This is a genomic window from uncultured Chitinophaga sp. (assembly GCF_902168175.1).
GTDB lineage: Bacteria > Bacteroidota > Bacteroidia > Chitinophagales > Chitinophagaceae > Chitinophaga.
In genome coordinates this window covers 266,368-280,389 of the sequence record NZ_CABHOU010000025.1, presented here as the reverse complement: position 1 = coordinate 280,389, position 14,022 = coordinate 266,368, and the positions used below count along the sequence as shown (strand labels likewise).

At 47.0% G+C, this 14,022-nt stretch carries 10 protein-coding genes; 7 read left to right on the top strand and 3 right to left on the bottom strand.

Translation table 11 applies throughout. The features are described from left to right. The first annotated feature begins 23 nt into the window (after positions 1 to 23). The 5 genes from QZT80_RS04520 to QZT80_RS04500 are packed head-to-tail and all read left to right on the top strand — an operon-like array spanning position 24 to position 8,756. Positions 24 to 3,884, top strand: a complete 3,861-nt coding sequence (locus QZT80_RS04520) for a trifunctional MMPL family transporter/lysophospholipid acyltransferase/class I SAM-dependent methyltransferase (RefSeq protein ID WP_295118285.1) — start codon at positions 24 to 26, stop codon at positions 3,882 to 3,884. Further along, positions 3,871 to 5,379, top strand: coding sequence for an NAD(P)/FAD-dependent oxidoreductase (locus QZT80_RS04515; protein WP_295118283.1), 1,509 nt, complete (start codon positions 3,871 to 3,873; stop codon positions 5,377 to 5,379). The genes QZT80_RS04520 and QZT80_RS04515 overlap by 14 nt, the downstream gene beginning before the upstream one ends. Before the next feature lie 11 nt (positions 5,380 to 5,390). After that, on the top strand, positions 5,391 to 7,076 hold the full coding sequence (locus QZT80_RS04510) for a C45 family peptidase (RefSeq protein ID WP_295118280.1): 1,686 nt from the start codon (positions 5,391 to 5,393) through the stop codon (positions 7,074 to 7,076). Further along, positions 7,073 to 7,453 carry a holo-ACP synthase gene (gene acpS / locus QZT80_RS04505; RefSeq protein ID WP_295118277.1) on the top strand — a complete coding sequence of 127 codons (381 nt, stop codon included), beginning with the start codon at positions 7,073 to 7,075 and terminating at the stop codon, positions 7,451 to 7,453. The genes QZT80_RS04510 and acpS overlap by 4 nt, the downstream gene beginning before the upstream one ends. Positions 7,454 to 7,463: 10 nt before the next feature. Further along, positions 7,464 to 8,756, top strand: coding sequence for a phenylacetate--CoA ligase family protein (locus QZT80_RS04500; RefSeq protein ID WP_295118275.1), 1,293 nt, complete (start codon positions 7,464 to 7,466; stop codon positions 8,754 to 8,756). 532 nt (positions 8,757 to 9,288) lie between these two features. Here QZT80_RS04500 and QZT80_RS04495 read toward each other — a convergent pair. Beyond that, positions 9,289 to 9,777, bottom strand: coding sequence for a DUF6702 family protein (locus QZT80_RS04495; protein ID WP_295118272.1), 489 nt, complete (start codon positions 9,775 to 9,777; stop codon positions 9,289 to 9,291). 68 nt (positions 9,778 to 9,845) lie between these two features. Between QZT80_RS04495 and QZT80_RS04490 the strand changes: the two genes are divergently transcribed. Then, on the top strand, positions 9,846 to 10,442 hold the full coding sequence (locus QZT80_RS04490) for a HupE/UreJ family protein (RefSeq protein WP_295118269.1): 597 nt from the start codon (positions 9,846 to 9,848) through the stop codon (positions 10,440 to 10,442). A gap of 35 nt (positions 10,443 to 10,477) precedes the next feature. Then, positions 10,478 to 12,808: a M1 family metallopeptidase gene (locus QZT80_RS04485; protein ID WP_295118266.1), complete on the top strand. Its 2,331-nt coding sequence runs from the start codon at positions 10,478 to 10,480 to the stop codon at positions 12,806 to 12,808. A gap of 97 nt (positions 12,809 to 12,905) precedes the next feature. Here the strand turns inward: QZT80_RS04485 and QZT80_RS04480 are convergent, their stop codons facing one another. Then, a complete protein-coding gene (locus QZT80_RS04480; protein ID WP_295118263.1) occupies positions 12,906 to 13,082 on the bottom strand; it encodes a hypothetical protein in 177 nt (58 codons plus the stop codon). An 8-nt stretch (positions 13,083 to 13,090) separates the two neighbouring features. After that, the gene (locus tag QZT80_RS04475) at positions 13,091 to 13,960 is read right to left on the bottom strand and encodes an SPFH domain-containing protein (RefSeq protein WP_295118260.1); all 870 of its coding nucleotides are present in this window, start codon (positions 13,958 to 13,960) and stop codon (positions 13,091 to 13,093) included. Positions 13,961 to 14,022: the final 62 nt, after the last annotated feature.

Genomic DNA, 14,022 nt, shown 5'->3' with positions numbered 1-14,022 from the left:
TAATATTTGTTGTTAAATTATTTATGGGCATATTCTTTATATCGATCTACAACTTCTTTGAGAAGCGCAAACCTTTACTGTGGTTATTTACCATACTGAGTTTTGCACTGGCCGCTTTTTTTGCTTCACGCATACGGCTGGAGGAAGATATTACCCGGATACTCCCCCGCGATAAAAAGATCGATCGTTTACAGCAATTTCTGCAAAGCTCAAAGTTTGCCGATAAACTGGTGGTGACCATTTCGCAGAAAGATACAACGGCATCCATCGCGCCAGACAGTCTGACTGAGTTTGCCACTTCACTGAGCGAACAGCTACGGTCGCCCGTATTCGAACCTTATATTAAAACGTTACAGGCCCAGACGGAAGATGCTGCTATGCTTGAACTGATGGGCACTATCCGCAGTAACCTGCCTGTGTTCCTGGAAGCGCAGGACTATGGCCGCATTGATACGCTTCTCACACCTGCCATGCTGAAAGAGGCGCTGGCCAATAATTACAATACACTGATCTCGCCTGCCGGACTGGTATTAAAACAAATGGTGCAGCAAGACCCCGTAGGTATTTCCTGGTTGGGCGTAAAAAAGCTGATGCACTTGCAGTACGACGATCAGTTTGACCTCTACGATAATTTTGTGGTGACGAAAGATTACCGTCACCTGATGATCTTTATTACACCGGCTAATCCTCCCGGTGCTACCGGTAAAAATGCATTGTTCTTAAAAGAACTGGATAAATCGCTGGACAGTTTACAGGTATTATATCCGGGCACAGAAGCGTCGTACTTCGGCGCTACGGCCGTATCTGTGGGTAATGCGCAGCAGCTTCGCCACGATACGATCTTTACGCAGGGCATCACCGTTGTGTTACTGATCATACTGATAGCCCTGTTCTTTCGCCGTAAACGGGCGCCTGTATTAGTAATGATGCCCGTGGTATTTGGCGCACTGTTTTCGCTCGCGGTGGTGTACCTGGTGCAGGGTAGTATTTCTGTCATTGCTTTAGGGGGTGGATGCGTGGTGCTGGGTATTGCGGTTAACTATTCACTGCATATTTTCAATCACTACAGGCATTTGCCCGATATACGCCAGGTGATCAAAGACCTCGCCATCCCGATGACGGTGGGCGGACTGACCACCATCGGCGGTTTCCTTTGCCTGCAGTTCGTAAAGTCGCCGATGTTGCAGGATATTGGCCTTTTCGCTGCTTTTTGTCTTGTGGGCGCTGCGCTGTTCTCGCTTATCTTTTTACCGCATTTCATCGTTTTAGGCAAACAGCCGAAAGTGGGCGAAGCGTCGCACAATATCATCGACCGCCTGGCGGAATATAGGCCGGAACGTAACAAGTACCTCGTATACGGCATCCTGGCGCTTACAGTAGTATTTTTCTTCACTGCGCGAAAAGTAAGTTTTGAAAGTGATATGATGCGGATGAACTTTATGCAGCCTAAGTTAAAGGTTGCTGAAGACAAACTGAACCGCATCAACCAGTACACTGCCCAAAATATCTATCTCATCTCCGAAGGTAAAAACCTCGATGAGGCATTGCAACATCGCGAAGATATAGAACCTTTGCTGGCCCAACTTTCGAAAGAGCAGGCGGTAAAAAAAGTATCCGGCGTAAATGGACTGATGCTTTCTGAAGCAGAACAACGCATCCGCATCAACCGTTGGAATGCTTACTGGACTAAAGAAAAGAAACAACAACTGCTGGCTGATCTTCACCGGGAAGCTGCGGAATATAAGTTTAAGCCGGAAGCCTTTGCCGCTTTCGAAAACCTGTTGAATAAACAGTACGAAGTATTAAAACCGGAAGCATCCGGGTTAATGCAAACCGGCTTCCTGAGCGATTTTATTACAGAGAAACCAGGCAGCGCCTCTATCGTAACGATCTTAAAGGCCGACCCGGCTAAGAAGGCAGCAATATACGCCGCTTTGGACGGCAGAGAACATACCGTTATTTTCGACAAACAATACACGGCCAACCGCCTGGCAGAGTTGATACAGGAAGAGTTTAACAGCATTGCCTGGATGACCGCCACACTCGTGTTTCTCGCGCTGCTAATTTCTTACGGCCGAATAGAACTCGCGCTTATCACCTTTATTCCCATGGCGCTTAGCTGGGTGTGGATTTTAGGGATCATGGGTTTGTTTGGCATCAAATTTAATATCGTCAATATCATCCTCTCCACTTTCATTTTTGGTTTGGGTGATGATTACAGCATATTTACCATGGATGGATTGTTGCAGGAATACCGCTCCGGCAGCAAACATTTACCATCGTTCAAATCGTCTATCTTCTTTTCAGCGATTACTACGATACTTGGTTTAGGCGTGTTGATATTTGCAGAACATCCTTCGTTGCGCTCCATCGCTCTTATCGCCATCATCGGCATCAGTTGCGTAGTACTCATCTCGCAGGTAATGATCCCCTTCTTTTTCAACTGGCTCATCACCAACCGGGTGAAGAAAGGCCGCGCCCCCTGGACGCTGCATGGCTGGGTGAAGTCGGTATTTTCCATGGGTTACTTCGTATTCGGCAGTCTGCTGATGACGGTTATCGGCTGGATATTCCTGCGCCTTAACCCGGTGAAAAGTTTGCGCATCAAATACCTGTACCATGTATTGTTATCGAAGTACACCTGGTCGGTGTTGTATATCATGGGCAACTTTAAGAAACGCATTATCAATGAACCGGTACATGCAAAAGAAAAGCCGGCGATAATTATCAGCAATCACCAGTCGTTCCTGGATATATTGGTGTCGACCATGTTAAACCCGCGTGTGGTGCTGTTAACGAACGAGTGGGTGTGGAAGTCGCCTGTATTCGGAGCGGTAGTGCGTATGGCAGATTATTACCCGGTGGCAGAGGGTGCAGAGGGAAGCGTGGAGAAACTGCGTACGAAGGTACAGGAGGGATATTCCATCGTGATTTACCCGGAAGGCACACGTTCGCCGGACGGCACTATCAAACGCTTTCATAAAGGTGCTTTTTACCTGGCAGAGCAATTACAACTGGATGTGCAGCCCGTGTTGATACATGGCACGGGGTATACCATGTCGAAAAGCGACTTTTTACTGAAGGATGGAACAGTGTCGGTAAAGTACCTGCCACGCATCTCACACGAAGATAAAAGCTGGGGTGAGGGATATGCGGCAAGAACGAAATCGATCAGCCGTCACTTTAAGAAGGAATATGAAAGCCTGCGCAGTGAAACCGAAACGCCGCGTTACTTCAGGGAGCAGCTCATCTACAACTATATCTACAAAGGTCCCGTGCTGGAATGGTACATGCGTATCAAAACCAAAATGGAAAACAATTACGAGCTCTTTAACCAGTTGGTGCCTAAACAGGGTAAGGTGTTGGATATTGGCTGCGGATACGGTTTCCTGAGTTACATGCTGCACTGGGTAGAAAAGGGCAGGGAAGTAACAGGGCTGGATTATGATGAAGATAAGATCGCTACTGCTAATCATTGCTACCTGCGTAACGACAACGTAAACTTCATACATGCCGATGCGACCACTTACGCATTCGGTCCACACGATGCCTTTATCATTAGCGACGTGTTGCATTACCTGCGTCCTGAAGCGCAGGAGCTGCTAATCACCCGATGTATACAACAGTTAAATCCGGACGGTATCATTATTATCCGTGATGGTAATGCGGAACTGGAGGAAAGGCATAAGGGGACTAAACTTACAGAACTGTTCTCTACGAAGTTGTTCGGCTTTAATAAAACAGAAAATGAATTATCGTTCCTGAAAGCGTCCACTATTAAAGAACTGGCGGCGAAACACGGCGTGTTGCTGGAACAGATAGATAATACGAAGTTTACGTCTAATATCATTTTTGTACTTAAACACCAGCATGCGCACGTTTGACGTAGTCATTACCGGTAGCGGCCTTGGTGGCCTGGTTTGTGGGGCTATCCTCGCAAAACACGGCTTCCATGTTTGTGTGTTGGAAAAGAATAAACAGGCCGGTGGCTGCCTGCAAACGTTCAGCCGCGATAAGGTACTGTTCGACAGTGGTGTGCATTACATTGGTGGATTGGAAGAAGGGCAGAACCTGCACCAGGTATTTAAGTACCTGGGCATCATGGATAAGCTGAAGCTCAAACGGCTGGACGAAGATGGTTTCGATCACATCATTTTCGACAATGATCCGGTGGTGTATAAACTGGCGCAGGGTTACGATCGCTTCATCAAAGGATTACTCGAATACTTTCCGGACGAAGAAGCCGCGATACAACAGTATTGCGCGGCGATTAAAGATGTGTGCAGTTGTTTTCCGCTGTACAATCTGCGGGCAGGTATTGCACAGGAGAAGGAGCGAGTGCTGACGATCAATACTTACTATTTCATTAATAGTCTTACGGAGAATAAAAAACTGCGCCAGGTGCTGGCCGGTAATAATATCCTGTATGCCGGTGTGGCGGAAACCACGCCTTTTTACGTACACGCGCTCATTACGAACAGTTACATCGAAAGTTCGTGGCGCTGTGTGAACGGTGGTTCGCAAATAACCAAGTTCCTTGCGCGGATTATTACAAACAATGGGGGCGTGGTAGAAAGGCATAAAGAAGTGGTGAAGATAAAAGAAGAAGGTGGCGTGGTAACACATGTAACCATTGCCGGCGGCGAACAAATTGGCGGTAAACACTTCATATCCAACGTACACCCCGCCCGCACGCTGGATTTATTAGAAAGCGATATGATCCGTGGCGCCTACCGAAGCCGTTTAAACACGTTGGAGAACTCGGTGTCCGCGCTGATGGTAAACATCGTATTAAAACCAGACTCGTTCCCCTATCTCAATTATAACCTGTACCTGCACCAGTCGGATGATGTATGGGCCGCCGTGAAGTATACCCCGGATACCTGGCCGGGCACAGTGGCCGTGTATTTCCAGAACAATGGCCGCGATGACGGCTTTGCGGACGGTATTTCCACCTTGTCGTACATGCGGGCAGAAGAAGTGGCGCCCTGGGCCGATACTTACAATGTCGTATCGCAGGAAAGTTACCGGGGAGACGGGTATGAAGCGTTTAAAACGGAGAAGGCGGAAAAGATTATCGATATATTAGAAAACACTTATCCCAACATCCGGGAGTGCATACAGTCCTACTCGGTAGGCACCCCATTGTCGTTCCGCGACTATATGGGTACGGCCGACGGCAGTATGTATGGCTTCCTGAAAGATAGTAGTGACCCCATGCGTACGCTCATTTCGCCCCGTACCCGGATACCTAATTTGTATCTTACAGGGCAAAACCTGAACTTGCATGGTATTCTTGGTGTAACGATGAGTGCGATTGTAACTTCCTCGGAGTTGCTGGGAATGGAAAATTTGATAACAGAGATTAATAAGGCATAAATAACAGCACATTGGAAAAGATAAAAAAGCGCAGCAGCGGTTGGCGAAAGTTTGGGAAGGTCCTGTTATGGATCGCAGGCGTTTTTTTGGTGCTGATACTCGCCCTGGTGTTTTATGTAGTGCGTGCCGGACGGATGGACCCGCCTGAGATCGCAGACAAAAGCAGTATGGAGTGGCAGCGTAAACAAATAAGCACCACAGCTTACACGCTGGGGAACAACTGGTTTCGCAAAAGCAAAAGCGGCTTGTACGAAATGTACATAGAGGGTAAACCTTTTGAGAGAGGGGTGACCTATGGCAAACTGGCAGAGGAACTGGTGGTACGGCAGGAAGAGGCGTTTACCAGCCAGTTGAAGAAAATGGTGCCTTCGCAGAGTTACCTGAAGTTCCTGAAATACTTTATCGGTTTTTTTAACCGGCATTTGCTGGAGAGCGTTATACCGGAATACCAGCAGGAAATTTATGGTGTGTCTTTGTCCGCTTCGCACGACTACGATTTTATCGGCACCAACTTTCAGCGTATTATGAACTATCATGCCGCGCACGATATTGGTCATGCCCTGCAAAGCATGGCGCTGGTGGGTTGTACATCGTTTGGTACCTGGAACGGCCGCTCTGCCGACAGTAATTTAATTATTGGCCGCAACTTTGATTTTTATGTGGGTGATAAGTTTGCAGAAGATAAGATCATCGCTTTTTATAAACCAGAGCAGGGCTATAAGTTTATGATGGTTACCTGGGGAGGTTTTACAGGCGTGGTGTCGGGCATGAACGACCAGGGACTTACCGTTACCATTAATGCCGCTAAAACCGATATGCCTTCCGGATCGGCCACACCAGTATCATTGGTGGCGAGAGAAATATTGCAATATGCGAAGAATATACAGGAGGCTTACGCTATTGCGAAGAAACGCAGGATGTTCGTAGCGGAATCTTTCCTCGTAGGCTCAGCAGCCGATAACCGCGCTGCATTGATCGAGAAAACACCCGATACCATTGCATTATACGATCCCAAGGGAGATGAAATTACCTGCGCTAATCACTTTCAAAGTACTGAATTGTCGCACCTTTCGTCGAACGAAACGCAGATGAAAGAAAGTGCTTCGCCTTACCGCTACAAACGCCTGGCACAGTTATTACAACGCAACGGGCCTAATACTGTACAAAAGACCATCAACATACTCCGCGATCAGAAAGGTATAGATGAGGCCAATATCGGCATGGGAAACGAGAAAGCGGTGAACCAGCTGATCGCACACCACGCCATCGTATTTGAACCTAAACAGCTTAAAGTCTGGGTATCGGCCGCACCCTGGCAGCTGGGTGAATTTGTGGCTTACGACTTAAATAAGATATTTGCGATGAACGGCCTGGAAAGCGATCATGAGGTGTGCGACAGCGCCAATATCATCCCGGCCGATACATTTTTGCTGACCGATGACTACAAACGTTTTGTTGATTTCAGAAAGTTGAAACAGGATGTGATAGATGGAAAAGAGGTAGATGTAAAAAGAATGATAGCGGATAACCCGCAGTACTATCATGCTTATGTGCTGGCCGGCGATTACTGGTATAAACGCAAGGAGTTCAAAACAGCCCTGCCATATTACCAGCAGGCACTTACCAAAGTAATTGCTACCATGCCGGAAGAGAACTATGTACGCGAGCGCATTAAACTCATTAACGGAAAGCCATGATTCTCGGAATAGGAACTGATATAGTCGAAGTAGAACGGGTAGCCGCCAAAATTCAAAAAGGGCAGGGCTTCCGGGAGCTGGTATTTACACCAGATGAAATTGCCTATTGTGAAAAGCAGGCATCGAAGTATGAAAGTTATGCAGCACGTTTTGCGGCTAAAGAGGCGTTCTTAAAAGCCCTCGGTACCGGCTGGGGAAACGGCGGCGTAAATTTTAATGAGATAGAGGTACACAATAACGACGCCGGCAAACCATCTATTTTCCTGTTGGAGCCAGCCACCAGGTTGTATGCTGAAAAAAATATCTGCAAGATATCTGTATCCCTTTCGCATGTAAAAACAATGGCCATTGCATTTGTGATCATTGAAGCTGATTAAAAGTTAGTCTATGTACATTCCCGATATAGAATTACAACCCAAAAATAAGATCAAACAGTTCCAGGAAATGGAGCTGCAACATTTGCTGGGCTACCTGCGCCAGTTTTCTCCTTTTTACAAAGAGTGGTTCGCGCAGCATAACATCAATACAGATGAAATACGCAGCCTGGAAGACCTGGCCAAAATTCCGCCTGTAGGTAAAGAAGACCTGCAACAGCGGAACTGGGATTTTTTATGTGTTGATAAAAGTAAGATCGCAGAGTACACCACTACATCCGGTACGCTGGGGAAACCAGTAGTATTGCCGCTTACCGAAAAGGACTTAAACCGCCTTAGCTACAACGAATACATTTCGTTTTCCTGCGCTAATGGCACGGATAGTGATATTTTTCAGCTGATGCTTACGCTCGACCGGCAGTTTATGGCAGGCATGGCGTATTACCAGGGCATCCGTAAACTGGGTGCAGGTGTGTTGCGCGTAGGCCCGGGTGTGCCTTCGCTGCAATGGGAAAATATACAACGCATACAACCTACTACCATTGTGGCTGTTCCGTCGTTCATACTCAAATTGATGGCGTATGCGGAGGAGCATAATATTGACATCAACGCATCTTCTGTAAAAAAAGCCGTGTGTATCGGTGAAAACATCCGTAATGTAGATTTCTCGCTGAACGTGCTGGGCCGCAAGATTACTGATAAGTGGGACATACAACTGTTTTCTACTTACGCCTCCACCGAAATGCAAACAGCGTTTACGGAGTGTAATGCAGGGCAGGGTGGTCATCATCATCCGGAGTTGCTGATCGTGGAGTTGCTGGATGAGAACGACCGGCCGGTAGCGCCTGGCAGACCTGGTGAAGTAACTATTACTACGCTGGGCGTTGAAGCCATGCCACTGCTGCGTTACAAAACCGGCGATATCTGCCAGTATTATGAAGCCCCCTGCGACTGCGGCCGCCAGACACTGCGTTTGTCGCCCATAATTGGCCGTCGTAAACAGATGATCAAGTACAAAGGCACCACGCTATATCCGCCTGCATTGTTCGATTTATTAAGTGATATGGAAGGGGTGAAGGAGTTTGTGGTAGAAGTATTTTCCAACGAAATAGGCACCGACGAAATATTACTCCACCTCAATACCACCGAAGAGTCGGAGGAGATGGACCGCAAGGTACGCTCGTACCTGCAGGGTAAACTGCGCGTAATCCCTCAACTACGTTACTGCAGCATGCAGGAAATCCTGAAAATCCAGTTCCCGGAAGGAAGCAGGAAACCGGTGAAGTTTGTGGATAACAGGAAGTAGATGATAGTGTTACTGCCGTTGAAGGGAGTGACACAACGGCGGATGAGCAGGATTCCCAAAGCTTGTTCCCAGAAGTTAACGGGAGGAAATTTGATGTAAAAAGAATCGACGCTGATGCAAAAAGAATCAGGCCTGATGTAAAACTAATCGGGGGTTGATGCAAAAAGAATCGGCGTTGATGCAAAAAGAATCAAGCCTGATACCAACTGATATGTAGCTTGATATAAAAAGTATCTCCGCATATGCAAAAAGAATCGACCCGATAGGGAACGGTATCGACGTTGATACAAAAAGAATCGGCGTTGATATAAAAAGAATCGGGAACGATATAAAAAGAATCGACCCGATAGGGAACGGTATCGACGTCGATACAAAAAGAATCGGCCGTCGATACAAAAAGAATGTACGGACATGTCAAAAGTATCTGGCTTGATACAAAAAGAATCGACTTATTGCTTGCGGGCTCCTGGGTTGATATGAAAAGTGCCTAATTTTAGTGAAATCTGATATTTTGGTTTAAAAAACATCATTGTTAGAAGTTAAACTCCGCATCCGCCTTCGGGTTATCCAGCTTAGTACTCTTCCGTTCGTCCTTCACGATTACATGCACCATATTTACCTGTGAATCATGTGATTCGAACAGCAAATCGTCTTTTAACCGCACTTTACTCACCTTTGGGCCTACTTTCGACTCGAAAAAGCACCAGGCGGCATCCTCTTCGATCTTATAGCCGAGATATTGCAACTGCACGGTTTTTCCGTCGATATTAACGATCAGGTGTTTTTTGATGTAATCTGCCGCCAGGGAATCGACCAGCTTACGGTTGGTGGGTTTGATGATATCGAAAGAGGTATTGTAGGTTTTTTTGAGCGTGTTCTCAAAATCGTCGGCAAATACCCTGCAACTCACTTCCAGCCTTTGTTTGGCGTTGTTATGACGGATTTCTGTTACACTCACATAAAACGGATGCATGTTGCCCAGGTAGAGCGGCAGCAGCCATTTACAAAATAATAGCCCCATTTGACCCAAATATTTTAATAATTGACCTATTGTAGGTATAATTACCAAAATTATAGAAAATTTACGCGATGAGTGAGTTTGCGATGTATTTTCAGCTTGGATGGCAACATATCGCAGATTTGGAAGGATACGACCATATCTTGTTTATTGCGGCACTGTGCGCTGTATATCTGCTTAGAGACTGGAAAAAAGTATTGGTCCTGGTAACTGCTTTCACGATCGGCCATTCCATTACCCTGGCCTTGAGCGTGCTTAATTTCATTAAAGTGCCCTCGGCATTTATTGAATTTTTGATACCGGTCACCATTGTGATCACTGCTTTAACCAACGTATTCCGCAAAAACAAAGACACGGCGCCCGATAAAGTGTTGCTCAGTTACATACTGGCGTTGTTTTTCGGTCTTATTCACGGGATGGGTTTTTCCAATTACCTGAAAAGCCTGCTGGGTACGGGTGATGTGCTGATGCCGTTATTCGCGTTCAACGTGGGGCTGGAATTCGGGCAGCTGCTGATTGTAACGGCTATACTGCTGATTGCAGGCATAGTGGTGAATTTAACCAATGTAAAAAGAAGGGACTGGACTATGTTTCTTTCTTCCGCCATTTTTGGTGTTGCTTTTTTAATGACAGTGGAACGATTTAGTATGCTCTTTACCAAGGCATAACACAACCATACAAACAAAATCTAGAAGGCTCGTATATGTTTATGAAGAAACACTATGCTTTACTGGCAATGCTGATGGCAGGCAACCTGGCTGCGATAGCGCAGAACAACCCTGGCTCTAACCATGGCAACAAGTTTGAACAGCTTGGCACAATGTTGCAGGACCCGAATATGTACCGTTCGGCTTCCGGCGCTCCCGGACCTAAATACTGGCAACAACGCGCAGATTACGACATCAGCGCTACGCTGGACGATGAGAAACAAAAACTCACCGGCTCCGAAACCATTACGTACTTCAACAACTCTCCCGACCCGCTCACCTACATATGGCTGCAACTGGACGAGAACGAGCATAAAGCAACAAGCGATAACCAACGCTTCGATGGTAGCAAAATGGGCGAGCGTATGACCATGCGCCAGGTAAACGGTATTCTTGGCAGCAGCGCTGACGTGGGCATCCACATCGAAAAATTAACGGATGCTAATGGTGCCGCACTGCCCTACACCGTTAACCAAACGATGATGCGCATCGATTTGCCTAAACCTCTAATGCCCGGCGAAAAGCTGAAATTTAAAGTAGACTGGTGGTACAACATCACCGACCGTATGACGGTTGGTGGTCGCGGTGGTTATGAATTCTTTAAAGAAGATGGTAACTACCTGTACACGATGGCACAATGGTACCCCCGCCTTGCCGTGTATTCAGATTTCCAGGGCTGGCAAAACAAACAGTTTACCGGTCGTGGTGAGTTTGCACTTACTTTCGGCAACTTCCGTGTTCGCCTGAACGTTCCTGCCGATCATATCATAGGTGCTACCGGCGAATGTCAGAACTATAAGGAAGTATTAAGCGGCGCGCAGTTCCAGCGCTGGCAGCAGGCACAAACTGCGAAAGAGCCGCTGGAAGTAGTAACGCTCGCAGAGGCGCAGCAGGCGTTGAAAAACAAGGCCACTGCCCGTAAAACCTGGGTGTACGACGCCGAGAATGTACGCGACTTTGCCTGGGTATCGTCCCGCCGTATTGTTTGGGATGCACTGGCTACGAATGTAGAAGGTAAAAAAACAATGGCGATGTCGTACTACGGCCCCGAAGCGTACCCGCTTTACCGCAAGTACTCTACTAAAGCAGTAGCACATACGCTGAAAGTATATTCAAAACATACTATTCCATATCCTTACCCGGTGGCTATTTCCGTGGAAGCAGCTAACGGTATGGAATACCCGATGATCTGTTTTAACTACGGCCGTGCCGAGAAAGATGGTACTTACTCTGAAGCTACCAAATACGGTATGATCGGTGTGATCATTCACGAAGTAGGGCACAACTTTTTCCCGATGATCGTAAACTCCGACGAACGCCAGTGGACGTGGATGGACGAAGGATTGAATACGTTCTGCCAGTTCCTCGCAGAGCAGGAGTGGGACAATAATTATCCTTCACAGCGTGGCCCTGCACATAAGATCGTGGATTATATGAAGATGCCGAAAGACGTGCTGGAACCTATTATGACCAACTCTGAGAACATTTCCCAGTTTGGCCCTAATGCTTACGCCAAGCCAGCCACCGCACTTAACATTCTCCGCGAAACCGTAATGGGCCGTGAGTTGTTTGACTTTGCCTTTAAGGAGTACGCACGCCGCTGGGCATTTAAACATCCAACACCCGCCGATCTTTTCCGTACAATGGAAGATGCTTCTGCCGTAGATCTCGACTGGTTCTGGCGCGGATGGTTCTTTACCACCGAGGCGGTAGATATTTCGCTGGATAGCGTGAAATGGTATCGCATGGACAGCAAGAACCCTGCTATCGAAAATAAAGGAGATGCAGAACTGGCTGCTAAAAATGCCGATCACATTGCCCGTAAACGTAATAAGGAAGCAGGTATTAAATTCGCTGTAGACCAGGATACAAGCCTGCTCGACTTCTACAACAAATGGGACCGTTACGCTGCTACACCCGAGCAGGAAGCAGCCTTCGGTAAATTCACCGGCAGTCTTTCTCCTGAAGAGAAAAAACTTTACGACAGCAAAAAGAACTTTTATGAACTGACATTCTCCAACGTAGGTGGCCTCGTAATGCCCGTAATCATTGAATGGACGTTCACCGATGGTACGAAAGAAGTAGAATCAGTACCTGCGTACATCTGGCGTAAGAATGAATATAAGTTCACCAAAGTGTTTGCAAAAGATAAAATGGTAAGCGCCATCCTGGTAGATCCTTATCGCGAAACTGCTGACATTAACGAGGCTAACAACATGTGGCCGCGTACGGCAGTTCCTTCCAAATTCGAACTGTTCAAGTCCGAAGCTCCTGTTCGCGGTGCCTCTACAGGCGGCAACCCGATGCAGCGTGCAACGAGGCAATAAGTAATGATACCCATGCATAAAAATAGGCTGCTCATCGGGCAGCCTATTTTTATTTCCTGATGGAGTGAGGCAATTGTTTAACCGACCCTCCGTTCCTTTATTTCTTTTCTTTTTTCTCTTTGGATTTGGGATCACGCCCTGCTTCCTTCAACGCCTTGGCGATGATCCATTCCATTTGTCCGTTCACACTACGGAACTCGTCCGCCGCCCACTTTTCCAGGGCTTCGTAGGTGGTGGCTTCCATCCTTATCACAAATGATTTTTTGTCCTTCATCCGGCAGATTATTGATAAATGGTGCCTGTGTTCAATACAGGTTGAGCCGATTTTTCACCGCAAAGTACGACCATTAAATTACTTACCATAGCGGCTTTCTTTTCTTCATCCAGTTCCACGATCTGTTTTTTCGACAGCATTTCGAGCGCCATTTCCACCATACCTACCGCACCTTCCACGATTTTACTACGGGCGGCAACAATGGCCGTGGCCTGCTGGCGTTGCAACATAGCGCCGGCAATTTCCGGAGCGTAGGCCAGGTGGCTGATGCGGGCTTCCAGTACCATAATACCGGCAGGGGCCAGGCGTTCGTTCAACTCCGCTTCCAACATGCTGTTCACTTTATCACCGCCATCTCTTAAAGTAATCTCGGCATTTTCGTCTTCCAGGCGCTCGTACGGACAGGTGGTAGCCAGGTGACGAACAGCAGCCTCGCTTTGTATTTGCACATATTGCGGGTAACTGGCCACATCAAAAGCTGCTTTGTAAGTATCGCGTACCTGCCATACAATTACAGCCGCTATCTCAATAGGATTGCCCATCTTATCATTTACCTTCAGTTGCTGCCCGTTCAGGTTTTCGGCCCTCAGTGATATGCTTCCCCTCTTATAAAGCGGGTTTACCCATAACAGGCCATTGTCTTTTACAGAGCCCACATAACTGCCAAAAAACGTCAGCACGCGTGCCTGGTTAGGGTTAATCACCATTATACCTTTTGATATAAATATGAAGGTGATGGCCAGCAGCGCTCCAAATATAAACAGCATCGGGAACTGGTTAGAGGAGTAAGCGGCAAAACAAAAGGCAGCGCCCACAAATGTGACGATGGCCAATACAAAGGCAAGGTAGCCAGACACGGGTTTAATGTTCTTTTCCATAAAGGGGATATTTTATTATGATATCAAAATGATATCAAACTTAAACAAAAAACTCTGGCGGG